The 23,859-nt window shown below is 45.9% G+C and carries 26 protein-coding genes and 1 riboswitch; of the genes, 11 read left to right on the top strand and 15 right to left on the bottom strand.

The genetic code is table 11. The features are described from left to right. Nucleotides 1-87: 87 nt before the first annotated feature. From NSS66_RS11855 to metE, 4 genes are all read left to right on the top strand, one after another. Nucleotides 88-558 carry an AbrB/MazE/SpoVT family DNA-binding domain-containing protein gene (locus NSS66_RS11855; protein WP_340958995.1) on the top strand — a complete coding sequence of 157 codons (471 nt, stop codon included), beginning with the start codon at nucleotides 88-90 and terminating at the stop codon, nucleotides 556-558. Nucleotides 559-849: 291 nt separating this feature from the next. Then, nucleotides 850-2,799 (top strand): anaerobic ribonucleoside triphosphate reductase, encoded by a 1,950-nt coding sequence (locus NSS66_RS11850; RefSeq protein ID WP_023990817.1) that lies wholly within the window; start codon nucleotides 850-852, stop codon nucleotides 2,797-2,799. Continuing rightward, nucleotides 2,796-3,293, top strand: coding sequence for an anaerobic ribonucleoside-triphosphate reductase activating protein (nrdG, locus tag NSS66_RS11845; RefSeq protein ID WP_023990818.1), 498 nt, complete (start codon nucleotides 2,796-2,798; stop codon nucleotides 3,291-3,293). Before NSS66_RS11850 ends, nrdG begins: the two co-directional genes overlap by 4 nt. Nucleotides 3,294-3,468: 175 nt before the next feature. Next, a riboswitch (cobalamin riboswitch) is annotated at nucleotides 3,469-3,664 on the top strand. A gap of 160 nt (nucleotides 3,665-3,824) precedes the next feature. Beyond that, a complete protein-coding gene (gene metE, locus NSS66_RS11840; RefSeq protein ID WP_340958994.1) occupies nucleotides 3,825-6,143 on the top strand; it encodes a 5-methyltetrahydropteroyltriglutamate--homocysteine S-methyltransferase in 2,319 nt (772 codons plus the stop codon). Between the two features lie 87 nt (nucleotides 6,144-6,230). On the opposite strand, the gene NSS66_RS11835 is transcribed toward metE, so the two are convergent. Further along, nucleotides 6,231-6,764, bottom strand: a complete 534-nt coding sequence (locus tag NSS66_RS11835) for a DUF6985 domain-containing protein (RefSeq protein WP_340958993.1) — start codon at nucleotides 6,762-6,764, stop codon at nucleotides 6,231-6,233. 382 nt (nucleotides 6,765-7,146) lie between these two features. Between NSS66_RS11835 and NSS66_RS11830 the strand changes: the two genes are divergently transcribed. The 5 genes from NSS66_RS11830 (at nucleotide 7,147) to NSS66_RS11810 (ending at nucleotide 10,339) form a co-directional block, all read left to right on the top strand. Further along, nucleotides 7,147-7,476, top strand: a complete 330-nt coding sequence (locus tag NSS66_RS11830; protein WP_028540760.1) for a PadR family transcriptional regulator — start codon at nucleotides 7,147-7,149, stop codon at nucleotides 7,474-7,476. Beyond that, complete coding sequence (locus tag NSS66_RS11825) at nucleotides 7,469-8,020, top strand: DUF1700 domain-containing protein (RefSeq protein WP_028540761.1); 552 nt, start codon at nucleotides 7,469-7,471, stop codon at nucleotides 8,018-8,020. The genes NSS66_RS11830 and NSS66_RS11825 overlap by 8 nt, the downstream gene beginning before the upstream one ends. A 4-nt stretch (nucleotides 8,021-8,024) precedes the next feature. Next, nucleotides 8,025-8,876, top strand: coding sequence for a DUF4097 family beta strand repeat-containing protein (locus NSS66_RS11820; RefSeq protein WP_340958990.1), 852 nt, complete (start codon nucleotides 8,025-8,027; stop codon nucleotides 8,874-8,876). 120 nt (nucleotides 8,877-8,996) lie between these two features. Next, complete coding sequence (locus NSS66_RS11815) at nucleotides 8,997-9,716, top strand: 3-ketoacyl-ACP reductase (protein ID WP_075154883.1); 720 nt, start codon at nucleotides 8,997-8,999, stop codon at nucleotides 9,714-9,716. A 185-nt stretch (nucleotides 9,717-9,901) separates the two neighbouring features. After that, nucleotides 9,902-10,339 (top strand): AbrB/MazE/SpoVT family DNA-binding domain-containing protein, encoded by a 438-nt coding sequence (locus tag NSS66_RS11810; protein WP_013312449.1) that lies wholly within the window; start codon nucleotides 9,902-9,904, stop codon nucleotides 10,337-10,339. A 67-nt stretch (nucleotides 10,340-10,406) separates the two neighbouring features. Here the strand turns inward: NSS66_RS11810 and NSS66_RS11805 are convergent, their stop codons facing one another. Continuing rightward, entirely contained in the window at nucleotides 10,407-10,865 is a 459-nt protein-coding gene (locus NSS66_RS11805; protein ID WP_053326325.1) for a hypothetical protein, read from the bottom strand. A 120-nt stretch (nucleotides 10,866-10,985) separates the two neighbouring features. Here NSS66_RS11805 and NSS66_RS11800 point away from each other — a divergent pair, with 120 nt between their 5' ends. Continuing rightward, nucleotides 10,986-11,147: a hypothetical protein gene (locus NSS66_RS11800; RefSeq protein ID WP_013312451.1), complete on the top strand. Its 162-nt coding sequence runs from the start codon at nucleotides 10,986-10,988 to the stop codon at nucleotides 11,145-11,147. Between the two features lie 25 nt (nucleotides 11,148-11,172). On the opposite strand, the gene NSS66_RS11795 is transcribed toward NSS66_RS11800, so the two are convergent. The 12 genes from NSS66_RS11795 to NSS66_RS11740 form a co-directional block, all read right to left on the bottom strand. Further along, complete coding sequence (locus NSS66_RS11795) at nucleotides 11,173-12,336, bottom strand: nitric oxide synthase oxygenase (protein ID WP_340958989.1); 1,164 nt, start codon at nucleotides 12,334-12,336, stop codon at nucleotides 11,173-11,175. 150 nt (nucleotides 12,337-12,486) lie between these two features. Continuing rightward, entirely contained in the window at nucleotides 12,487-12,963 is a 477-nt protein-coding gene (locus NSS66_RS11790) for a Dps family protein (RefSeq protein ID WP_023990827.1), read from the bottom strand. A gap of 427 nt (nucleotides 12,964-13,390) precedes the next feature. After that, entirely contained in the window at nucleotides 13,391-15,118 is a 1,728-nt protein-coding gene (locus NSS66_RS11785) for an adenine deaminase C-terminal domain-containing protein (RefSeq protein ID WP_028540764.1), read from the bottom strand. Nucleotides 15,119-15,146: 28 nt separating this feature from the next. Continuing rightward, complete coding sequence (locus tag NSS66_RS11780) at nucleotides 15,147-16,205, bottom strand: ABC transporter ATP-binding protein (protein ID WP_023990829.1); 1,059 nt, start codon at nucleotides 16,203-16,205, stop codon at nucleotides 15,147-15,149. Between the two features lie 16 nt (nucleotides 16,206-16,221). Next, entirely contained in the window at nucleotides 16,222-17,010 is a 789-nt protein-coding gene (locus NSS66_RS11775; protein WP_013312456.1) for an ABC transporter permease, read from the bottom strand. 6 nt (nucleotides 17,011-17,016) lie between these two features. Further along, entirely contained in the window at nucleotides 17,017-17,838 is an 822-nt protein-coding gene (locus tag NSS66_RS11770) for an ABC transporter permease (protein ID WP_013312457.1), read from the bottom strand. Nucleotides 17,839-17,865: 27 nt separating this feature from the next. After that, complete coding sequence (locus NSS66_RS11765) at nucleotides 17,866-18,795, bottom strand: nucleoside hydrolase (protein ID WP_028540766.1); 930 nt, start codon at nucleotides 18,793-18,795, stop codon at nucleotides 17,866-17,868. Continuing rightward, nucleotides 18,795-19,868: an ABC transporter substrate-binding protein gene (locus tag NSS66_RS11760; RefSeq protein ID WP_028540767.1), complete on the bottom strand. Its 1,074-nt coding sequence runs from the start codon at nucleotides 19,866-19,868 to the stop codon at nucleotides 18,795-18,797. Before NSS66_RS11760 ends, NSS66_RS11765 begins: the two co-directional genes overlap by 1 nt. Before the next feature lie 175 nt (nucleotides 19,869-20,043). Beyond that, nucleotides 20,044-20,388, bottom strand: coding sequence for a hypothetical protein (locus tag NSS66_RS11755; RefSeq protein WP_023990832.1), 345 nt, complete (start codon nucleotides 20,386-20,388; stop codon nucleotides 20,044-20,046). 383 nt (nucleotides 20,389-20,771) lie between these two features. Next, nucleotides 20,772-21,083 carry a hypothetical protein gene (locus tag NSS66_RS11750; RefSeq protein WP_028540768.1) on the bottom strand — a complete coding sequence of 104 codons (312 nt, stop codon included), beginning with the start codon at nucleotides 21,081-21,083 and terminating at the stop codon, nucleotides 20,772-20,774. A 32-nt stretch (nucleotides 21,084-21,115) separates the two neighbouring features. After that, complete coding sequence (locus NSS66_RS11745) at nucleotides 21,116-21,412, bottom strand: WXG100 family type VII secretion target (protein ID WP_028540769.1); 297 nt, start codon at nucleotides 21,410-21,412, stop codon at nucleotides 21,116-21,118. 37 nt (nucleotides 21,413-21,449) lie between these two features. After that, the gene (locus NSS66_RS11740; RefSeq protein ID WP_028540770.1) at nucleotides 21,450-22,910 is read right to left on the bottom strand and encodes a lipase family protein; all 1,461 of its coding nucleotides are present in this window, start codon (nucleotides 22,908-22,910) and stop codon (nucleotides 21,450-21,452) included. Nucleotides 22,911-22,990: 80 nt separating this feature from the next. Between NSS66_RS11740 and NSS66_RS11735 the strand changes: the two genes are divergently transcribed. Then, a complete protein-coding gene (locus NSS66_RS11735) occupies nucleotides 22,991-23,338 on the top strand; it encodes a hypothetical protein (RefSeq protein ID WP_028540771.1) in 348 nt (115 codons plus the stop codon). Nucleotides 23,339-23,693: 355 nt separating this feature from the next. Here the strand turns inward: NSS66_RS11735 and NSS66_RS11730 are convergent, their stop codons facing one another. Further along, nucleotides 23,694-23,840 (bottom strand): hypothetical protein, encoded by a 147-nt coding sequence (locus tag NSS66_RS11730; RefSeq protein WP_177235824.1) that lies wholly within the window; start codon nucleotides 23,838-23,840, stop codon nucleotides 23,694-23,696. Nucleotides 23,841-23,859 lie beyond the last annotated feature (19 nt).

Below are 23,859 nucleotides of genomic sequence, written 5' to 3'. Positions count from 1 at the left end.
AAAAGTTGTATTTTACCTTCAATATACAAAGCTAAAAATAATATTTTTTGGTATAATCAGGATATATCACTGAAGGAGGAAGCGCTAATGAAAAATACCGGAATGACAAGGCCTCTGGATCAATTGGGGCGGATTGTACTCCCTAAGGAAATGCGCACTACAATGGATATCAATATCGGTGATTCACTTGAATTTTTCGTAGATGAAGAAGGGTTTGTACTAAGAAAATACACCGGTGTCTCCTGCAAATTTTGCGGCGCAGTGGATCATTTAACTTATTTTCGCGACAGCTTTATTTGCGCAGAGTGCATCCAGGTATTAAAGACCGATGAAAATGTGCATGCCACAAGCACCGATGCTATCCAGGCTCAAGAAGATTCTAAGCCGACCCGAACCAATACAACCTGGCAACCCAAGCAATCTAGAGTGCAGCAAGGTGAAATGGTAAAAAAGCTACGCAAGCTGATTCAGGAACACCCGAACCTGCCACAAAAAGTATATGCCGAAATGCTAGGTATTTCCCAAGGCCGGGTGTCCCAGTTGAAAAAGCTACTCTAAACCTTCCCAAAACAATATCCCAAGATCATATACTATGTACTCGCAAGCCTATCATTTTCATCGCAACTACGATGGCCAGATATAGAGTAAGGTGCATATCCGCGGATGTGTCCCTTACTCTGTATCTGGCTTTTTTATGCTGCCCGCTCCTACCAATGTGACAATAGTCACATACTCTCAATGTTTACGTATATACAATATATAGATCGAAACAATTGGTTAACACAAGATATCATCAATATGTTGTTTTTGTGAAAAATATATATATTTTACTATATGGAGGGTTTTACGATGAAGGTGCTGGAGGAACATCAATTATACGACATCGGCGAGCGGGTCATTGGAGCACAAGATCTGGACATGCTGCGGGAGAATGCGAATTTGAATGGAGAATCGTTCAGCGGCAAAATGAGCAAGCTTGGGTCCGAGTATGCCAAATGGTATGCGCGCCTGCGGGTACTTCCGCCTGAACTGACGAACGCGATTGACCACGGATATGTATATGTTCACGATTTGGACCAATATGCGCTCGGAACTACGAATTGTATCTTTATCCCTTTTGGTCGTTTACTGCGAGACGGCTTCAATACAGGCAACGGCTCTGTGCGCACACCGCAAACGATTATGTCCGCTATGGCACTGGTCGCCATTATTTTCCAATCTCAGCAAAACAGCCAATTCGGAGGTGTCTCCGCCAACAAAATAGATTGGGACCTTGCCCCATACGTTGCCCGGTCCTTCCGCAAGCATCTGCGCAAGGGACTTCGGTTGTTCGAGGAAGAGATAGAATCCCATCTGTCTGACGACGAACTACATATGGCCAATCCCCATTTGCAAGAAGTCTGCCCTCGTTCATACGCATTCGCACGCGAAGAAACGGAAACGGAAACCCGGCAGGCTGCTGAATCGCTCATTCATAACCTGAACACCATGAGCAGTCGGGCGGGTGGACAGATTCCATTCACTTCACTGAATTACGGAATGTGCACGTCTGCTGAAGGACGGCTTGTTACTCAATCGCTGCTGGAGGCCACTATTCGCGGCTTGGGCAGCGGGGAAACTCCTATTTTTCCGCAGCATATTTTCCAATGCAAAGAGGGAATCAACCAGGCAGAAGGCGACATCAATTATGATTTGTTCTTACGGGCAGTAGAATGCTCTAGCAGACGGATGTATCCCAATTTTGTGAATGTGGATGCCACCTTCAACTTGCCTTTTTACCGTGCTGATGACCCGGATACCATTATAGCGACAATGGGTTGCCGTACCCGCACCATTTCTGACCGTTTCGGTAGAAACCGGCAGAGTGGCAAGGGAAATCTCTCCTTCAATACCATTAATCTGGTGCGGCTTGGCATTGAGTATGGTATTTGCACAGGCAAACGCCTGACACCTGACCGTGATCGCTTTGATGCGAGACTGGAAGAAGTTATGCGCATTGCGGTGGATGGCCTAATCCATCGCTATCAAATCCAGACCAGCCAACCGGCCAAAGCCTCGGACTTTATGATGCGCGAAGGGGTATGGGAAGGTGGAGAACAACTGGCGCCAGATGATAAGGTGGGAAGCGTACTAAAGCACGGTACGCTTTCGATCGGGTTCATCGGGCTGGCTGAGTGCATGAAGGCACTATACGGGAAACACCACGGGGAGGATGATTTCGTATACCGCGAGGCACAGCGAATCATCACTTCCATGCGCGTGTATTGCGATCGAATGAGTGAATATCACAATTTAAATATTACATTGTTCGCTACGCCTGCCGAAGGTCTGTCGGGCAAGTTCACATTGCTGGATCAACGTGATTTCGGGATTATCCCTGAGGTAAATGATCGAGAATATTACACGAATTCTTTTCATATTCCCGTGTATTATACGCTCCCGGCTGCTCGTAAAATCAGCTTGGAAGCTCCGTTCCATAACCTCTGCAACGCTGGTGCGATTTCATACATCGAGCTGGATGGTAACGCGCGGAATAACCCGGATGCGTTTCTTAAAATTGTTCAGTACGCGCTGCATCAGAACATCGGCTATTTCTCTATCAACCACCCGGTGGATCGTTGTACGGAATGTGGTTATGAAGGGATTATCGGGACAAGCTGCCCCCAATGCGGCACAGATGAGGAGCATACACACTTTCAGCGCTTACGTCGGGTAACCGGATATCTGACAGGAGATTATACCGTTCGCTTTAATGCTGCAAAACAGGCAGAAGTTCGAGACCGGGTGAAACATAAGTGAATTTGTGTGGCTACATTCCGGAATCTCTGAACGAAGGATACGGCCTGCGCACTGTCGTGTTTATTAGCGGTTGCCGTCATGCCTGTCCCGGATGCTTTAATCCAGCGTCGTGGAGCTTCCGTGCAGGTGAGCCATTTACACCCCAACGACAACAGGAAGTCATTCGTGACATCATGGATAATCCGTTGTTGGACGGACTGACTCTCTGCGGGGGAGATCCGTTTTTCTCAGCAGCAGAATGCTCGCAATTTGTGCGTGACTTCCGCGAGGCCTGTCCCGACCGAACCGTGTGGGCTTATACTGGCTTTGTCTATGAAGATTTACTCACAGATCAGGAGCGACAGGAGCTAGCGCTTTTGTGCGATGTGATTGTGGATGGTCGTTTTGTAGAACAGCAAAAGGACCTGACCCTTCCCTTCCGGGGCAGTCGCAACCAGCGTCTGGTAGATGTAAAAGCCAGCATTCAGGCAGGCTATACCGTTTCATTGGCTTAACGCGAAGTTTACCCGGCAAGATGCTATATATCTAAGACAAGTCCCCATCATGGGTAAGGCTTGTCTTTTTTTATATAGCTAACTGTTTCCATTGGAGTTTCTATTGCGCATCCTGTAAGTTTCACTTATGATGGTGAACAAGTATACGAGTGCATAATTATTCGTCATACCTTAACCGCATAGCTTGGAGATAGGTGTCTGTTCTATTCAGATCAGGCTTAAAAGGGAAGCCGGTGCAAATCCGGCACGGTCCCGCCACTGTAAACGGGGAACTTTCAGCTGTTCATATATCCACTGGTCCACAGACCGGGAAGGAATGCTGAGAGTCATGATCCGTAAGTCAGGAGACCTGCCTATTTTAACAACATCGCAAGTACCTACGGAAGATAGGGAGGTGTTAAGAGCAGTCGCCGTATTTTTGATTTTTTAATCACGGAGGCATTCTTTCCCCTACTTATTTTTAACTCTGGGGGAAGAATGCCTTTTTTGGTACGTAAAAATAAAACAGCTACCCACTAGGAGGAAAAGTACATGTCCATTATTGAATGGCCTGAATTGTCCGGCTTGATTAGCAGTAATCTGGGATATCCGCGTATCGGCGAAAACCGGGAATGGAAGAAAGCACTGGAACGCTTCTGGAACGGCAGCATTAACGAAAGCGAACTGCAGACGGAGATGAAAAGATTACGGTTGGAGCATCTGAGCAAGCAGCGTGACAAGGGGATTGATCGCATTCCTGTCGGAGACTTCTCCTATTACGATCACATGCTGGATACATCTGTAATGTTCGGTCTGGTACCCGAACGGTTCAACCATCGTCCCGCAGGTCCGGTTCCTCTGGCCGTGTATTTTGGGATCGCTCGTGGACAGAAGGGAGCAACCGCCAGTGAAATGACCAAATGGATGAATACCAATTATCACTACATCGTTCCTGAATTGGCAAACGCAGTCCCGGTGTTCACTGAAAATAAACCCTTACAGGCTTATCGTGAAGCAAAACAAGAACTAGGCATTGATGGGAAACCGGTCCTCATCGGCCCCTATTCATTCGTTACCTTATCCAAAGGCTATGATCGTAAGGATTTGGCCACCATCGTACGAAGCTTCCTGCCACTGTACACCCGTATCCTGTCTGAACTAGCGGCAGAAGGCGTTCAGTGGGTCCAAATCGATGAACCTGTCCTAACCACCTCATTCCCGGCAGAGGATTTGGACATTATTCAGGAAGTCTATGAAGCTTTGACTCAAGCTGCGCCCTCCTTGAATATAATGCTGCAAACCTACTTTGGCAGCCTGGACCATTATGAGCGTCTGTCCGCACTTCCGGTACAGGGATTGGGTCTTGATTTTGTGTATGATGATGGCGAAAATCTTCAGCATATATTGCAGCATGGCTTCCCTAAAGGAAAAACGCTGGGCGCTGGGGTTATTGACGGGCGCAATATATGGCGAAGCGACCTGAACGCTGTGGCTGCCCTGCTGGGTCAGTTAGCAGAACAAACCACTGCCGCACAGCTTATCGTACAGCCATCATGCAGTCTGCTGCATGTGCCAGTCAGTCTGGAGGCAGAGCACAAGCTGGACAAGGAGCTGGTGCAAGCGCTGGCCTTTGCCGATGAAAAGCTGGAGGAAATCGCCGTCCTGACGGCTGCACTTGGCAAACACGATCCTTCCGCACTCACCAAGCTTGAGCAAAGTGCGGATGCGGTAGCCCGTTTCAACAACTCAGCGGCACGCGTACAGACAGCCGCCGATCTGGCCGACCTGCTGGCAAAAGAGCCTCTGTCACGCAGCGTTCCTTTCGCCGAGCGTCGTGAGATTCAACAAAATAAGCTGAAGTTGCCTCCACTGCCTACGACGACCATTGGTAGCTTCCCGCAAACCGCCGAGATCCGCAAGGCCCGCCTGCACTATCGCAAAGGAGAATGGTCAGCCGAGCAATACCGGGCGTTCATCCAACAGCAAATTAAGGAATGGATTGATATTCAAGAGGACATTGGCATTGACGTGCTTGTTCATGGAGAATTTGAGCGGACCGATATGGTTGAATTTTTTGGCGAAAAGCTGAACGGCTTTGCTTTTACGCAAAACGGATGGGTGCAGTCCTACGGCTCCCGCTGTGTCAAACCGCCGATTATATACGGAGACGTTTCCTTTGATCAGCCCATGACCGTGGAAGAAACGGCATTCGCCCAATCGTTAACTTCCAAGCCTGTTAAGGGAATGCTTACAGGCCCTGTGACCATTTTGAACTGGTCTTTTGAACGTAACGATATTCCTCGTAGTCAAGTTGCTTTACAGTTGGCTCTGGCATTACGGGCAGAGGTAGAGGCACTGGAACAAGCGGGCATCGGCATGATTCAGGTCGATGAGCCTGCAATTCGTGAAGGGCTTCCACTGAAAAAAGAACAACAGCAAGCCTATCTGGACTGGGCGGTTCAAGCCTTCCTTGTGACCACGGCCACCGTTGAACCTGAGACCCAAATCCATACGCACATGTGCTATTCCGAATTTCAGCATATGATTCAGTCCATCTCCGATATGGATGCCGACGTCATATCTATTGAAACTTCGCGAAGTCACGGAGAACTGATCGTCAGCTTTGAAGATCAGGTATACGACAAGGGCATCGGTCTGGGCGTGTACGATATCCACAGTCCGCGCATCCCCGATGTATCTGAAATGCTAAGCATGATCCAGCGTGCTCTGCGCGTACTGCCATCAGATTTGTTCTGGGTTAATCCGGACTGTGGTCTGAAAACCCGCACCAAGGAGGAATCTATCGCCGCCTTGCGACTAATGGTACAAGCGGCTCAAGCAGCCCGGGCTGCATTGGCTGTATCCAACTAATCTTTTTATCGTATCGAATCGCACCATCATTTCACCATATCCTATTCCCCTTTCCGGCCCTTTTTGGTAAAAGCCGGGAAGGGGGATTTATTCTAGGTCATATAATGTATAAACGCCTTGAATATGCTCCATTTTCATCTGCTTCATATGTACGCCTAAGCCATGTTCTCGATCCCAGGAGCAACTAAAATTCAAATACAGTTCATCCTTTGCCGATGAGTCGGAAATCAGTATAGACATAAGTTGTATTCGATCCAGCAATTGTTCCGGCCGCTCCACATAAGGCGCATATTCATCTGGGTCCTCTCCCCATATACTGTAAGCATTCCGGTACTTTTCCACTATGTCAGCATAATGATGGTGTATGGACTCCAACACTTGAGGATGAATAGCTGACGAATATTCTATATACTGCTCCCATGTCTTTTTTTGCAACTGAGTAGGTTCTTCTATAGTCTGTGCCTGTTCTTCGGAGTCAGCCCCCACGATAAATTCGACTTCTACTTCCGAGGGCTGCCCGCAAAAATTAAGATGTACTACACCACGTAGAACAATCTCCTCAGATACATCCCAAGACTCATCATCCTGTTCCAGTTCCATATACCAATTTTTCCAATCCACCCTTTACCCACCTCTTCATAAAAAGTAATATTTAACCCTATTGAATACTTTACAATCTATCATTTTAATGAATGAAATTAAAGTAGCATCCTATTTGTGCTTCCAGCCATATTTCGAGTAATTTCCAAATAAAAATACTTTTTTCTACAACATTCGCTATTCAATAAAGCCTTCAAGAAAGAAAATCTGCCCATTTCGGCACAAATATTTTATTATTAAAAATTTAGTACCTTGCATTAATCAGTACATGATGTTAAATTATACCTGACTACTGTTCTATAATTAGTACCCGTGACAAATTATGCACAAACACACGTTTCTTCCCCTTATTCCGAACGACACCTATGAATTATTGATAACATCCAGGAAGGGAGCACCGCTCGTGAATGTGAACATCCAATTCAAAAAAGGGGTACTGGAACTGTGCGTTCTAGTTCTAATTGGACGCAGAGACCGTTATGGCTACGAGTTGGCTCAAGCCGTCTCCCGTCATATTGAAGTAGCTGAGGGAGCCCTATATCCACTACTTCGCCGTCTGGTATCAGAAGGATACTGCACAACGTATTTACAGGAATCGACCGAGGGACCTCCCCGCAAATATTATCGGCTGACTGATACTGGAAGCAATTATACAAGAATACTTACGCGGGAATGGAATGATTTTGTCCATCATGTCGCAAGCCTACTGGAGGAAGGGAATTCCGATGAATAGAAAACAGTTTCTTACAGAGGTAGAGCAGCTTCTTTCTCCTCTCCCTGCAGAGGTACGCAATGAGCTGCTTAGTGATTTGAGCCAGCATTTTGACTACGGGTTGGTTAATGGCAAAAGCGAAAGTGAGATTGCCAATGAACTGGGTAACCCGGAGGATATTGCCCGAGAAGCGTTGGATGATCCCAATGCAGCCTGGAACGCTTCTCCTCCGCTTCGTCAGGGAAGCTTCGCACGCAATCTTTTTACTTTCTTAGGGCTGCTGTTTCTCAATTTGCTAATCTCCATCCCGATTATGGCTACCCTATGGGCAGTATGGGCTTCATTGACCGTGCTATCGGTCAGCTTCATTGCAGCCCCCCTTCTCGCCGTTACTGATTATGCACTAAACAGCACCTTTTACCCGGCCAAATTCTTTTTCTCTATCACGTTGACGGGTATAGGTCTATTGCTGCTGCCTGGAGTACGTTATCTCCTACTCCTTATGGTCAAGGGCACAGTACGATACTGGAAATGGAATCAGACTACCCTGAGGGGAGCTTACTAACAACATGAATAAAAAGTGGTTTATTGCAGCAGGTCTGTGCATTGTCATCGGCGCAGCCGGAATGGTGGCCTACGGTGCCCCATGGAGTCAACAAGTCATGAAGGAAACAACTGCGATTAACAAAAAATGGACGTTCACACGTGGTCAGCTACAGAAGCTGAAAGTGGACAGTTCTGATGATGTCTCTATTTTGTTTACTCCTGGCTCTGGCGACCAAGGTACGATACGCATTAGTGGAGAAGTTCAGACAAAGGTAGCCGACCAAATTCATAATGCCCGAATTGAGAACGGTAAGCTTACGATTCAATCGGAGCCGGCCGCTTCCTTGTCATTCCTTTCGATCACCCCTGATGTGGATCAAACGATTACCGTAGAGATGCCCTCCGGCGAAACACTAACTGACCTACAGGTAGATGCACATTCAGGGAATGTAAAACTTCAAGATGCCTCCGTGCAGAATACTTCCATCACCGCTACTTCAGGCACTGCCGAGATTACAAACCTCCAAAGTACCCACCTGATCGCAAATTTAACATCCGGCAATTTTACAGCCAGTCAGCTTGCAGCAGATATGGAGTTGAAGCTTACTTCAGGCGATGTTACCATCCGCGATTATAGCGGTAATGGCCTTATTTCCCTAACCTCAGGGGAGACAAATATTACACAACGTGCCGTAGCCAAATTGGAAGTGAATGCTGATTCTGGTGACGTGAAGATTAAACAAGCTCCCGATTTTAAAGGTGTTTATAATGTCCACTCTGACTCTGGGAGTATAGATACTCCCGAATCTGTTCCCGGTAGTGTGAACGTGATAAAGGTAGAAACCACCTCAGGGGATATTAATATTTCCAAATAGGAGACCTCTAGATGAATACCTCATCAGAGGCGAAGTTTGGTTCAATGAGTTTAACCTTGTATAATGTAACCATGTGCTCACATGCACAACCACGTTATGGAGTGAAAAGGAGGAGACTGGATGGAACTTAAGAATAAAACAGCCATTATTACAGGAGCCAGCAAAGGAATCGGTAAAGCAATTGCCGAAACTTTAGCTAAGGAAGGCGTTAACCTGGGATTAATCTCACGAACATTGACTGACCTGCAAAAGCTGCAGGATTCGCTGGGGAGTACATACGGTGTGAAAGTGGTGAGTGCTGTTGCAGATATATCGGATCGCACACAGGCCGCTGCCGCTGTAGCTTCACTGGAACATGAGCTGGGCGCTGTCGATATTTTGATCAACAATGCAGGCATTGCTACCTTTGGCACAGTCGCAGATATGGACCCCGAAGAGTGGGAACGTATTATTCGCGTAAACCTGATGGGAACCTACTATGTCACACATGCTGCTCTTCCAAGCATGCTGGCACAAAAAAGCGGAAACATTATTAATATTTCCTCGACGGCAGGAGAACGAGGTTTTGCAACAGGCTCGGCATATTGCGCATCCAAATTTGCTTTGATGGGCTTCACGGAAGCACTGATGCAGGAAGTTCGCAAATCTAACATTCGCGTTACCGCGCTGACTCCAAGCACTGTCAATACAGAACTGGCGGCAAATGCAGGATTGCCTATTGGTGATGAAGATCGCATGCTTCAACCGCAAGATTTGGCCGATCTGACATTAGCCGCATTGAAACTGCCTCCACGGGTTCAATTAAAAGTAGCCGGTATTTGGACAACCAACCCACAGTAATTCGACACGACATCTTAGATTCATTGGCTGTACAATGCTCCGGCAGACGTAATTGTTCGTCATGCCGGAGCTTTTTTTCAGCATAGCTATACCAAAACAAACTGTAATATAAGCGCTTTTTACTTCCAGCATATATACATACAATTCCTACAACTATAAGCGCATTTCAGGAAAGGGGAAAAATGATGAAGAACACAGGAATGACACGGCCATTAGACCATTTAGGCCGCATTGTGCTGCCCAAGGAGCTGCGCAATTCTATGAATATTAATATTGGAGATGCCCTCGATTTTTTTATTACCCCAGAGGGACTGATGATTCGCAAGTATACGGGGGTTTCTTGCTATTTTTGTGGTGCCGTAGATCATTTGAGCTATTTTAGGGATCATCTGATATGTAAAAGTTGTATTGAAAATCTGAAGAGCGATAATCCTTCCAGTCATTTGAGTGAATCCCGTCCTGTCCAGCCCAAGAAAAGAAGGAGTTACAGAAATCAGAATGATCTCCTGAATAAACTAAAACAACTCATGCAGGAGCATCCTAATGTATCTCAAAAAGAATTAGCCGAAATGCTCGAACTATCCCAGGGACGCGTGTCACAGCTTAAAAAGCTACTCCTTTAGATAATCCTGCCGATCCGTCTGTTATTATCAACAAAAAAAGAGCCTGACGGCTCTCGGATCATCATCGTTACGCAATGTCAGAATGCTCCATAACCGGGACTCGATAGGCCAGCAAGGACTCGTCTATTACGGCAGAAATAAACGTTGCTTCTATTTCAGGCACCAATCTAAGCGCATAATTCCATGCGTTTTCTTCAATTTGCAGCGCAAGTCGTTGCCGGGTCCCTATCCCGCTCTCTTGCTCCAAAGCATCGGAGAGGTCCACTAATTCCGTATCGGCGGCGTGCCCGATCTCATGTGCAAGCACAACCGTAAAATACTCCTCAACTCGATCAACGCTGCCGAACATTTGTAAACACTGTGTTTCAATAACGTCCGTATACATGGTAATAGCGTGAGCATTCATGGCATATTTGCCCCCAATCAGCCTTCCACCAGGAAAACGTTTCTCCAGCTTAACTGTCACACCTATAGCAGCCCGTTCCAAAAGCTCAGCGACAACGCGCTCTGCCTGATATCTTTCCAACTTAGCTTCGCTCCTCAAACCAGGATATATAAAGTTATATTTACTTTAAACTTATGAAATCATGGATGTGTTCATACCATACACAGTACGATATTATACCTTTTTACAAAGGAGAATACCATGTCAGAAGATTATTATATAGGCTGGGGAACGCTTGCCCTGATTAATGCCGGCTTGGCACAGTCCAAAAATCGGAGCGGGCTAAACTGGTTTCTGCTCTCCCTATTAATAGGGCCACTGGCTACCCTTTTTATCGTTGCATGGGATAAGCTGGAATCCTAATCCAGCCATTAGGTCATTCCCATCATTATCCGGAATGAAAAGGGCAACCTTGGCGCTTCTGCTGAAGCACTGCATCTGATGCTGTATTAGCCTGTCTCGACATATACGGCTTCTCTTGAACTCCGAAATTCGGCTTCACAAGCCGATTATCGTAGGAACTATGAAAAATATGCGTTGTCGCCGGGGATAGCGGAGGGATCAGCCATGTCCAATTGCCTGTCAGTGCGCGCCCAGCCTTGGCCTCCCGTTCCTCAAACAGCTTGAATTGTGCCGCTGCGGTATGGTGGTCGACAATGCTGACTCCCGCTTTTTTAAAAGAATGCAGCACAGCAATATTCAATTCCACCAGCGCCCGATCACGCCAAAGCGTTGTTTCACTCGTCGTATCCAGCCCCATCAGCTTAGCCACCTGTGGCAACATATTATAGCGGAAGGTATCCGCAAAATTACGGGCGCCGATTTCTGTTCCCATATACCAGCCGTTAAAGGGAGCCGCCGTATAGATGATACCGCCAATTGCCAGCGTCATGTCCGAAATCATAGGCACGGCATACCAACGTAATCCCAAGGAAGCGAAACCCGAAAGTTCTGGATGCTCAATGGCTACCTCCATCACCAAATGCTCAGGAATATCAAATAGCTCGGGAGGCCGCCCGCCTGCTTCCACAACCAGTGGCAAAATATCAAAAGGAGTCATCGCTCCTTGCCAGCCCATATCTTTACAAGCATTGGTAAAATCCACCGAGATCGGGTCCCCGATGATCCCTTGATCGGTTTCATATCCAGCGTAACGAATGAGTTGATGGTTCCAGATGCGGATATTCGGCTGCCCCGGCTTGGAGGCGCGAAATACAGTAAGCGTTGGCTTAATTTTACCGCCATTCGTTCCTATGCGCATATGCTCCAGGAGCTCGCAGACCACCTCCGTCGCATCTGACGCGCCCCGCGCATCCCTGACCAAAAGCTTGTCCCAAAATAAGCGCCCGATGCAACGATTGCTATTGCGCCAAGCCATGAGTGCTCCGTGCTCCAGCTCTTCGTACGTATGATCATACGTTCCAGTTGTCTCTATGTCGTGACGAATATGAAGAAGCCGGGCCTCCGCTTCATCGCGGCTTCGGCCCAGCTCCTCATAACATGTATATATAAACTGCTCCGCTTCATGCAAAAGCTGTTGTTTCACTTCCATAACACACACCCCATCCCGGCAACTCTATGACTCAAGAGCCTGTGGTCTTCCACGCCTTCACGTTATTATACTCCAGTGGCAGAGTGGAACCAACGGGATGTGTATCTTGTTCACCTGATCTCCATATACGTGGAAATATATCCCAAGATCTTATCCCAAATACGCACTCAGCATCCAGATATGTTTATCCATTGCTTCTCTCAAGCCGTTAAGAAGATCCTCTGTCGCTTTATCCTGTGCTGCTTCCGCTGCTTCCATCCCATTAGCCAGTTCAACAGTGATGGTTTTAAAATCAGCAACAACGGACTTCACCATATCGTCAGCTGTCTGCTCACCTGCGGACTCCTGAATAGCTGAAAGTTGCAAATGCTCCTTCAAGGTCGCAGCCGGACGGCCACCAATAGCCAACAAACGTTCAGCAATCGTATCTAGATTAGCTGTTGCTTCATTGTAAAGTTCTTCAAATTTAGCATGCAGTGTAAAGAATTTAGGTCCTTTCACATACCAGTGGAAATAATGCAGTTTCGTGTACAATACAGACCAGGTAGCTACCTGACGATTCAATGCCTTGTGCAATTCTTGAATGGCCTCTTGTGTAGGTGCGTTCGTATGATTTAATGTACTCATGTTAAAATCCCCTCTCGTTTTCATTCAAAATATAGTTGGCGTAAAGCTTGGATACTCGTTAACAGTAGTGTCTGATTTTCTTCAAAATCCCATGCGTCAATCCAATAAATATTTATTAATTAATTTAGACTTAATCTAAATCCTGTTTTAATTATAACACTGTGTCGATGTTTTTCAAGTCTTTATTCGGTTTTAATCATGAAGATTACGTGAATTGATTGTAAATCAAACTCTATATGCAATAGGACATCCACAATCAAGACTTATTTATCTTTTATACATAGGTTACATCAATAGGAGTAAAGAAGATGTTAATTTTGTCTGCTAAAGTATCTGTATTGTAGACAAAGTCCAAAGTCCATAACCTACTACCTCATACCTAGCCACGACAAAAAAGAGCCGGCCCGTAAGAGGGTCGGCTCTTTTATTATTCTTGCATCTCTGAAGGTTCCACGATTAAGGATACAACCTTGCCAGCATTTACATCAATCAGACCATGATCGGTAATTTTCAGGGCCGGGCTGACCGGCAAAGAATGCGTACTCAGCGACATGATTGGATTGTAATGGCGGTAACCCAGCGACAACAAGGCTGAACGCAGCTCCTTCACATGGGCTGCAACCATTTCCAGCGGTCCTTCTGTTAAAATCCCGCCTACGGTTAACGGCAAATGGGACAGCACCTTGCCATTTTCAACTACGCAAAAGCCACCTTGGCTGGATAAAACCGTATTCGCAGCCAATATCATATCTTGCTTGTTATGCCCTACGACCAGCAAGTTATGGTTATCGTGCGAATAGGTGGTTGCCACTGCCCCACGTTTAATCGTATCTCCCCCGATCAAACCGTAAGCACGGTTGCCATTCTTTCCATACCGTTCAAACGTAGCGATGAGTCCATGTTCACCATGTTCCCATACCAGTTCACCCTGCTCCACATGTGCAGATGCAATCCGTTCGCTCGTAAAAGTTGAGCCATCCTTGACCATCATAATACGACATTGATGTGTGCCATCAGCTACATCCATCTTTACCGTAAAATCCTGCTCCGTGAGCGGATTGAGCTTCACACTTTGATAAAAATGGGCGGGGAAGCGGCTTTTTATCGGTGCTTGATGGTATTCCTCGAACTTATCGAATACCTTGAGTCCGTCCTTATAGACTTGCTCCACATCAAATTGACCAAGATCGGACAGCAGTACAAAGTCAGCTATTTTTCCCGGTGCAATTGTTCCGCGGTCATGCATTCGCATCCGTGCAGCAGGAGTAAACGTAGCTGCATAAATGGCATCCTCAGGCTTCATGCCCATTCCGATAGCTTTACTTACAATATGGTTCAGATGCCCTCGTTCTACGAAAGAGTCTGGCATCACATCATCCGTTACGAAGCAAAAATGCTGTGCCACATCTTCCTGAATAAGATAGTCCATCACTTCAGGGGTCATGGATTTTTCTTGGATTTCAATAAACATCCCGGCGGCCATCCGCGCCTTCATACCATCAATACTTTGGTGAGTATGGTCCGAACCTATTCCCGCATAGATCAACTGATGCAGGTCCAGATCAAGCAGCTGTGGCGTATGGCCTTCAATGATCAGCTCCGGGTAATGCTCACGAACATGGCGTAAGATGCGATTCGTCTTGCTTTCCGGATCACGAATGACATCCACATAGTTCATAATTTCACCCAGGCAGATCATTTCGCCGGTTTGCAGTAGCGCATCAATCTCGGGAATACCGATCTCGCCTCCTGAGGTTTCGAGCGGCGTTGCCGGGACAGAGCTTGGAATACCGTAGAACATATCAGCCACGCAATCTTTGCTGGCTTCCATCATTTCCTGAATGCCTTCCAATCCGAAAACATTCGCCATTTCGTGCGGTTCCGGTACAATCGTCGTTACCCCATTGCGAATCAGCCCATAGGAAAAGGTTGCCGGTGTCACCATTGTGCTTTCGATATGCAGATGGATGTCAATCAGGCCGGGAATCATATATTTCCCATGCCCCTCTACAATCTCAGCCACCTCAAAAGACTCCAGACCACGCTGACCGATATACATAAACTTACCGTCAAGTATAGCTACATTACCTTCTTCGAACGTCTTATAGTAACTGTTATACACCTTAACTTGTAAAATCATTTTGTCTGCACGCATGATGTATCTCCTTCATCGAACCCGCTGATTATTGGACCAGCACCATTTTATCTGCCGGAAAATGCAGGGTAACCCGCTGACCACTCAGGTAAGGCGTATCCATTTCCTGATTAGCCGTAAAGTTGCCTTTCGCCGTTTCTACCACATACTGATAGCTACGCCCCAGGTAAGTACTTACCTTAATAATACCGGGAAGCTCATTTTCCCCTGTCTCGTTGCCTTCTGTTCGAATGACCAAATCATCCGGGCGAATAGCGCCCTGACGAGCACCTGGCTGGGCAGTACCCTGATTACGCGCTACACCGAACGAAAGATCGCCTGTATTTAGTCGAATACGATCCCCTTCTTCAGTACGCTCGTCAAAACTCAGAAAATTATTAAACCCAATAAAACGGGCGACAAATTCGGTCGTCGGATATTTAAAAATGGTCGATGGAGCATCTAATTGTTCGATGTTCCCCTTATTCATAATCGCAACCTGGTCAGAAATCGAAAAACATTCCTCCTGATCATGCGATACATATACGGTAGTGATGCCCAGTTCCTGTTGAATACGGCGGATTTCCACACGCATATTTACACGCAGGTTAGCATCCAAGTTACTCAGAGGTTCATCAAACAACAGCAGATCGGGTTCAATCACAAGCGCTCGCGCAATCGCAACACGTTGACGCTGTCCGCCTGACAATTCACCGGGGAAACGTTTTTCAAATCCCCCTAGGCTAACCGTATCCAGCATGGTCATAACGCGGCGCTTTACATCATCTTCCTTTACCTTGCGTAACCGCAGACCAAAGGCAACATTATCAAAAACGGACAAATGCGGGAAGAGTGCATAACTTTGGAATACAAAGCCGAAGTTCCGTTTATTTACCGGAACCCGAGTATAATCCTTATCGTCAAACAAAAATGTTCCTTGTTTAGCTTCGAGAAATCCTGCAATGAGACGAAGTGTGGTCGTTTTGCCACAACCACTCGGTCCGAGTAGCGAGAGCAATTGCCCCCGTTCGAGCTGCAAATCGAAATCCTGCAAGATCAGTTGGTTGTCATAAGCGACCGATACGCGATCCAGAGTAAGCAGTGCCATAAGGTTGAAGCCTCCATTACCTTTTAGTGAAGTAAGACAATCCCATCAGTCGTTCAATCAAGAACATCAGGATACCGGTCAAAATCATCAGCATAACCGAAATCGCCGCAATCGTCGGGTCAAAATAATTTTCGACGTAAGTCAGCATTTGAATGGGCAGGGTGCTGAAGCCCGGTCCTGTCATAAAGACGGAAATGTCGACATTGTTGAATGATTCCAGAAAGGCAATCAGGATAGCCGCAATAATACCTGAGCGGATGTTGGGCAGAACCACCTTGAAAAAGGTTTCCAGCCGTCCAGCCCCCAAACTAAGCGCTGCTTCCTCAATCGCAAAATCAAAGTTAGACAAACTGGATGCAATGACTCTAATAATGAACGGCAGCATAATCACCGTATGTCCGATCAATAGTCCAGCATATACTGGTAAATGGTAAACAATGATCAAATAGCGCAGCAGTGTAAAACCAAGAACAATACCCGGTATAAGCAACGGGGAAAGGAACAAAGCATTCAGCGCATCCTTCCCGCGAAACGAAAAACGACTAAGTGCATAGGCGGCAGGCATACCGATCAACAGTGCCAAGATGTTGCCTAGCAGAGAAACGACAATGGACGTTTTGAACGTGGACATAAACAAATCCACTTCAAAAATATTTTCATACCAGCGCAAAGAAAAGCCCTGCGGAGGAAATTTTAACACCGTGCCCGGCTCGAAAGAAGTGACCGATATGATCAACAGCGGACCGAGCAGAAAGATGAAGACCAGCAGGCTAAAGAAGCCTAGTCCGTAATGTTTCTCCCGCATATCCACCTACCCCTTCGGATTGAGTTTATGGGCCGCCTTATTTAAGAGACCGACCACGATAAATGTAATAACAATCATAATTGTTGCAATAACAGAAGCTAAAAACCAGTCGTTTAGCGTCATCGCGTTCTGATACAAAAATGTAGCGATAACCCGCTGTTTTCCTCCAAGTAGTGCTGGTGTCGTATATGCAGTCAGACTGCCCACGAAAACGAGAATGCTTCCAATGATCAGGCCCGGCACAGACAGCGGAAATACGATTTTACGAAATGCGCTGAATCTGGAGGCCCCGAGGCTCTGAGCAGCATGAACAAGATCACCGTCGATATTTTCGAGTACACCAATCAGTGAAATAATCATCAGCGGTAAAAACAAATGAACCAGACCAATAATCATCGCTGCCGGAGTATACAAAATATTCAGCGGCTCATCCACGAGTCCTAAACCGATGAGCACGTTATTTAACAGCCCCTTGCGACCCAGAATGACCATCCAACTGAATGACCGCACCACCGGACTCGTCAACAAGGGGAAGATAGCCAGCGCTAGCAAAATCCCTTTACGACGCGGGGCCTTTTGCGAAATATAATAAGCCGTCGGGAAGCCGAGTAATACGCACACAAGTGTCGTTACGACACTGACTTCCAGCGTAGTCAGCAATATTTTCAGAAAATAAGGGTCCTTGAAGAAATGGAGATAGCCTTCTAGGGTGAATGAGCTGTTCTGTACGAAGGTCGAACCGATCGTCAACACAATCGGAATGACCATGAACACCGCCAGAAAGAGCAGACCTGGCAGCAGCAGCCAATACAAGTATGTTTTCTTCATGGGTAGCTCCTTGCGGTTATCAAAATGTTATTCCTTATTCAGCACCTGGATAAACAGCTCCAGAAAAGCTTCGCTGTCCACCTGTTCGCACACAGTCATATTAGGGCTATGATTGAGGCGGTTCTGTACATCGCCCACTGTTTGTCCATCACATATGCGACTCGAGGTTTCCACGTCGACATACAACAGCGAGGTATTTACTAACCTCGAATTCAACGCGACACCCACGGCAAGCGGGTCATGAAGCGCACACGCTTTTACCCCGTTGCGTTCTTCATAACGCTTGGTATAAACGGCCGTGCTTTCAGCTACATAATTACGAATTGCTGGGCGGGTCAGACGAGCAATATGATCCGCAGTCAGCAGAGCCTTCCGTGTTACATCCAGTCCCACCTGTATCAATCGACCAAATCCTGCATGAAATACGATTCGTGCGGCTTCAGGGTCAGCATACATGTTGTACTCCGCTACAGGTGTAATATTGCCGCATCCGTGAATAACACCGCCCATAAAAATGACCTCATTGACGTGATCCGTCAGCTCGGGACACTTGAGCAGCGCCAGTGCCAGATTGGTGAGTGGGCCGGTGCAAATGAGCGTCACTTCCCCCGGGTGAGCCATCACGGTATCAATGATGATATCCGGTGCAAAACCTTCGGACGCAGACATGGCTGGTACTACTCCACTCAATGCACCTCCAATGCCGTCTTCTCCATGGACACGGTGCTCGTGCAGACCTTTACGTATTAAGGGAGCCTCTGCCCCCCGATAAACCGGAATATCCGGTCTATCCAAAAGGTCGAGGATTTTGCATGTGTTCAATGTTGCTTGTTTAAGTGAAACATTACCGCATACTGTAGTAATCGCTTGGATATCCAGCTGACCACTTTTGGCCGCTAGTAAAATACCCAACGCATCATCAATGCCCGTATCTACATCTAATATGACCTTTTTCATTATTGTGCAACTTCCCGGTTCCAGCGATCTGTCCATGCCTTGATATGATCGTTAACGAACTTCATATCCAGCTTGGTCAGCTTGTTCACTACATCCGCACCGTACGTAATTCCCTCTGTATCCGCACCGGATAGTACCACCTGCGTATTCACCGGGGAATCAACCTTTGCCTTGGCAGATTTTTCTTGAACTTCCTTGCTCAGCTGCCAGTTGATAAATTCCTCAGCCAGCTCCTTCTGGTCGGAGCCTTTCACTACATTAATCGTGTTCATTACTGCGTAAGCACCTTCACTAGGAGCTACAAATTTCGCTCCTGGCACAGCCGCCTGCAAATCTTTGAAGTACATTTCCATGATCGGACCGCCCGCAATTTCTTGTTGACTAAACATGTTCACGAACTCGGACGTTTTACTATAAAACTTAACGATATTCGGACTCAGCTCTTTCAGTTTTCCGAAGGCTTGGTCTTCATTAAACTCCTTACTACCCGCTACTTTGGAGGCTGCATCTACCATCATTGGTCCGGCAGTCGCCGTAATGTTCGGCAGAGTCACGTTTCCTTTGAACTCACTGCCCCACAGGTCAGCCCAAGAGGTCACATTCTTTTTCACCAGCTCCGGATTATAGGCAATACCGAGGCGCCCAACTGTATAAGCAGGACCATACTCTTCACCCAGCGGTGCTTTGGCAATGTCATAAATTTGGTTCAGGTTTGGCACCTTGCTGCGATCCAGCTTCTCAAACAATCCCTGTTGAATTCCCTGTTGAGCATAATAATCAGACAGATAAATCAGATCGACGTCTGTGCTGCCTTGACTGATTTTGTTCAGCCGTTCTGCGTTATTTCCAATTTCGACTACGATGTCAACGTTATGTTCCTTTTCAAAAGGCTCGTACACTTCTTTGTTAAAAAAGTCCTCGGAAAAGCCCCATGTTGAAATAACTAGTTTCTTTTTCCCATCAGCTGAGCCATCTTTTCCATCTGTCTGCCCGCCAGTAGCATTGCTGCCGCAACCTGCCAGTACCACAGATGCCAAGGTCACAGCCATAAATCCTTTAAACCATTTTTTCATATGAAACTCCCCCTGTTTTTTTATTCTGCACACCTTATGACACAAAAAAGAAAAGTACTCTTGTAAAACAAGAATACTTTTCTTCGTAAACAAAGAATAAGTTGATCCCGCTGCGCGTTATAACAGGTTCTCCCCTCAGATAGATCCGAAGCGAAAAGCCGAATATCCAATTTTATTAGGATTCTTTCAGTATGATGTTCGTAATTGCCCACTGCGTTGCTGCATCATAATCGCGCAGTAAAGCCTCTATATCGAGCTCCATATCCTCAATCAGCTTCTCGCGAAGTCTCTTCTTGTACAGCATGGACATTCGGAAATCCACTTCCAGCTTCAAGCCGGGGGCTTCCACTTCCAATGCCGCCGAGCGTGGAGAACGCCGGTGCTTCGCCACAAAGGTAACAATGTTGTTCTCAACGGTGGCCCGCAGCAGCGTGGTCCCGAAGCCGAACAGTTCCTTTGAAACTTCATTGTAAATCTGGCACATCCGCTTCTTGCTTTCGTTACTGTCGAGCAGCGTCAATGAACCCACCCTCATCAGCATATTACGTACAATCAATCTTTCAACACGATAGATTATACATAAATATACGATAAATAGCAAACAAAAATCCCTAATTCAATAACATATGATGCGAAAAAGCGAACAATATGTCGAACTTTGTAGCTTTTCAACATTTTTACACTTTTTCGTCTAACCCTTAAGTTTCCGAACACTGCTATATTCCCCGCAGGAAAATTAAAGTAGACTACAAAGTCGTTATCGTCATCACTCTGGGAGAATATTTTTTTCTTCTACTATATATGTAGTTTTATTTAAACGCATTTAACCATACCCCGCGGGAGTCCCCTAGCGATTGTACGGTTTTTTTATGTTATATAGCTGACTGGCCAGATGGGAACCCTTCAAGAAAAAGCCGATTGAATCCACGAGGACACGACAAGAGTAGCTGGCCACAGCAGCATAAAGTTAGCTATGATATACGCCTTCTTAAAAGCATAACGATGATAAAAATACCAACAGCTCCATGAGATAAATACTCCTATCGGGTAGCTCATTATGACATAGGCAAAAATATAACTGATGAGATAATCTCCAGCTGTTGGTGCATCGAAAGAAAATGCGACCACCATCAGCATGACCGGATAGGCAAATAACGTTAAGCCATAAACGATATTCAATATAAGTAAAATGACAAATGCGTTTTGATCTTTCATGATGTTCTCCTAACTATTGCAGTCCGCCTGTATCACCATTGTGCAGCCCGTTTGCGTCTCTCCTCACGTCGATCAGCTTCTTCCATTTTCCGAATATAACGTTTCAACTGCTCTTTATGATCGTCCAATTCCTGTATTCGTACAGTTGTGCCTTGGAGAAACGTCTCCATTTTACGTGTTAATTCAGCAGCCGATTCGCCCCTCCAGTCTTGCAGACGACCATATATATTTCTCATCTGCTGCTCCTGATGCTGAAGTCTTTGCTTTAGCTGTTCGCATTGCTGTACAGCCCTTCGCAGATCCCCCAGACTCAAAGATATTCTGCCCATCTCTTTTGCCCCCTGTTGTGTTCTTACAGCTGATCTTTTACTGATCCACCATCGTGAATTCCTGACCCTTGCGATCTATATATTCTGCTATCTCCGTAATTGATTCTTGATACCAGCGATTAATCCGATCTAGCGTTGCCGTTGCACTATGCGCAATTGGGGTCAAAGACTGACTTTCACTTGTCCCGATATGAGCCTGAAATAACTGGATGGATGCTCGGGTATCGCTAGAGAACCCATGCAGGCTGGAACGCATCTGGTTAGCCGCATGCTTTAGCTCCTCAGGTGTTAATTGAATTGTGCCCCCATTTTTGTTGCCCACAAAATATGCCCCACCATGGGTGCGACCATTTTGCTGTCCTTCTCCCATCAGATTCACTCCCAGTGTAGTAGCAGCAAACTGCCCGAAAGCACCCATTTGTCCACCGTAGCGTTCAACCAGGTCGCCCATGACTTCCTTGAGTTCTGCTCGCGCGGCCAGCATTTGCTCGTACGCCTGCACCCGTGGATTGCCTTCCACCAATTGACCGTCCATGGTGTACAGCGGATTGCTGATATTGCCATTTTCATCAAATGTGAAATGATCCATGCTATGTGTTGCTTCTCCCATTACCGAATTATAGAACTTTGTAATAGGATCTTGCTGCATCATAGGTAACGTAATCGGGACATACACAATGGGAGACCATTTGGGCCCCAAAAAAAAGTTAGCCCACTTATTTTCTCTTTCGACTGGTAATGAAACAGGAATAGTGATTTTGGCTTTATTAGCCGTTTTATAATCATTGTCTATAAAGTAGGTTGTACCCACATGTGGCTGTGCATCATTAGCTCCCGAACCGATAGTATCTTTCGGATTGACATAAGCGACATTCGTCTTTCGAAAATCGCCATTTTCCACCTTCTTTTGAAGATCATCCGGTAACAGATGTACAATACTTGGTGGATTATAAGCGACTGATGTCAGTCCATTCCGCACCGCCACATATTCTGCCTCCGCTCCTCCTAGAGAATGGCCTGTGGTCGTTATTTCAGCAGAGGGATACTGTTTTTTTACGACATCATACAGATTCTCAGCTTGTGTAAATTGATTATTCTGATACTTTTCCTCATATTGAAGAAATGCACTTTGCACTTGTGGTGGGAGTTTAGCCACCTCTGCCTTATTATTTTCATAATATTGATGGACTTCTTCCAACGTTTTTGCGCGTCCTCCGACGACATCGCTGATATCCGTTCCCCAGTCCATTGCCACGCTCCATTTGGGGCGATCTGGAGGTTCTGTACCCCTATAACCGATGATCACCTGATTGGTCTTCTCGTTAAGGAATACAGTCGCATCGAATCCAGAACCGTTCGTATCATGTAGCATAGCTCCTTCAGGCTCAACAATCTTCCAGTCAGGAAGAATTCTGCTTTTAGAATCTTTGGCAGTCAACTCTCGGTCATAAACTCTATCCGCAATGGTCCAGTATGTTTTATCGTTAGTGAAGGTCAAGTTATTCCCACCTTGTCTATTGTGTAAATATATTATAGAGTTATGAAAAAAGGTGATTACCAGAAAAGGAGAATTGTAACTTGAACAGAAAAATCCCACTGATTCTGGCACTTATTTTAATTATTATGTATTTAGGAGGTTGTTCCAGCTTGTCCGACAAAGAGAAAAAAGAATTAGTAGACGTCGCCACTCCCATCGGTGTGGAGTTTATTAAAGAACACTATAATGCCGATTTCATATTAAAGGATTATGCTGTGGATGATCCTGCTGTCCACTCCAGGCTTTATTTGTATGGGCACATTAAAGGCCACGAAGACAACAAAATTACCATCTACTATAATTATAAAACCAAAGAAGTGATCGACGTCTCCGGGCCAGATTGGTTTATCGACAGTGAAGTCCCCAAATACAAGACCCCTTCTTCCTGAGAAGGACTATTATAAATGTTAAAGTCTAATTTTTCCCAAATTAAGAAGTAGTATAATTATAGTGCATCCTTTTTGCGAGCGATATAGCCGAGAGGAAAAATAAGTATAAAGTCATTGGATACAGTATATCTGGTCACAGTACATAGTTTATGTAGAATAGGTCTTTGTAACTGTATGTTAGGTGAAAATTGCATAGATGAACACCATTTTTAATTTGTACTACTAAAGAGTATGCAATGACAAATGTAGTTAATAAACTTCACCTTTACGGCTACATAATAGTGCTAAAAGGGTATAGATCATCAAATTCAAATAAGGCTCCTTAGGAGCCTTATTTACTTGTTGCTAACCATCTTTAACGCTCTTCACCTTTGGTGCTATGCTTAGTTACATGAATAAAAGGATATTCGCCTTTGCTTATTTTACGTTTCCATTCTTGAATCATATCTTCTTGGGTAGGCAGTTTCTCGTTTACAATTGCTCCTGTAGTTTCTTTAGCCATATTCTTTACCCTTTCACGA

The organism is Paenibacillus sp. FSL R10-2748 (assembly GCF_038005565.1).
Classification (GTDB): Bacteria; Bacillota; Bacilli; order Paenibacillales; family Paenibacillaceae; genus Paenibacillus; species Paenibacillus polymyxa_B.
Note: the sequence above shows the minus strand (reverse complement) of the source record. Positions and strands in the feature narration are given on the sequence as shown.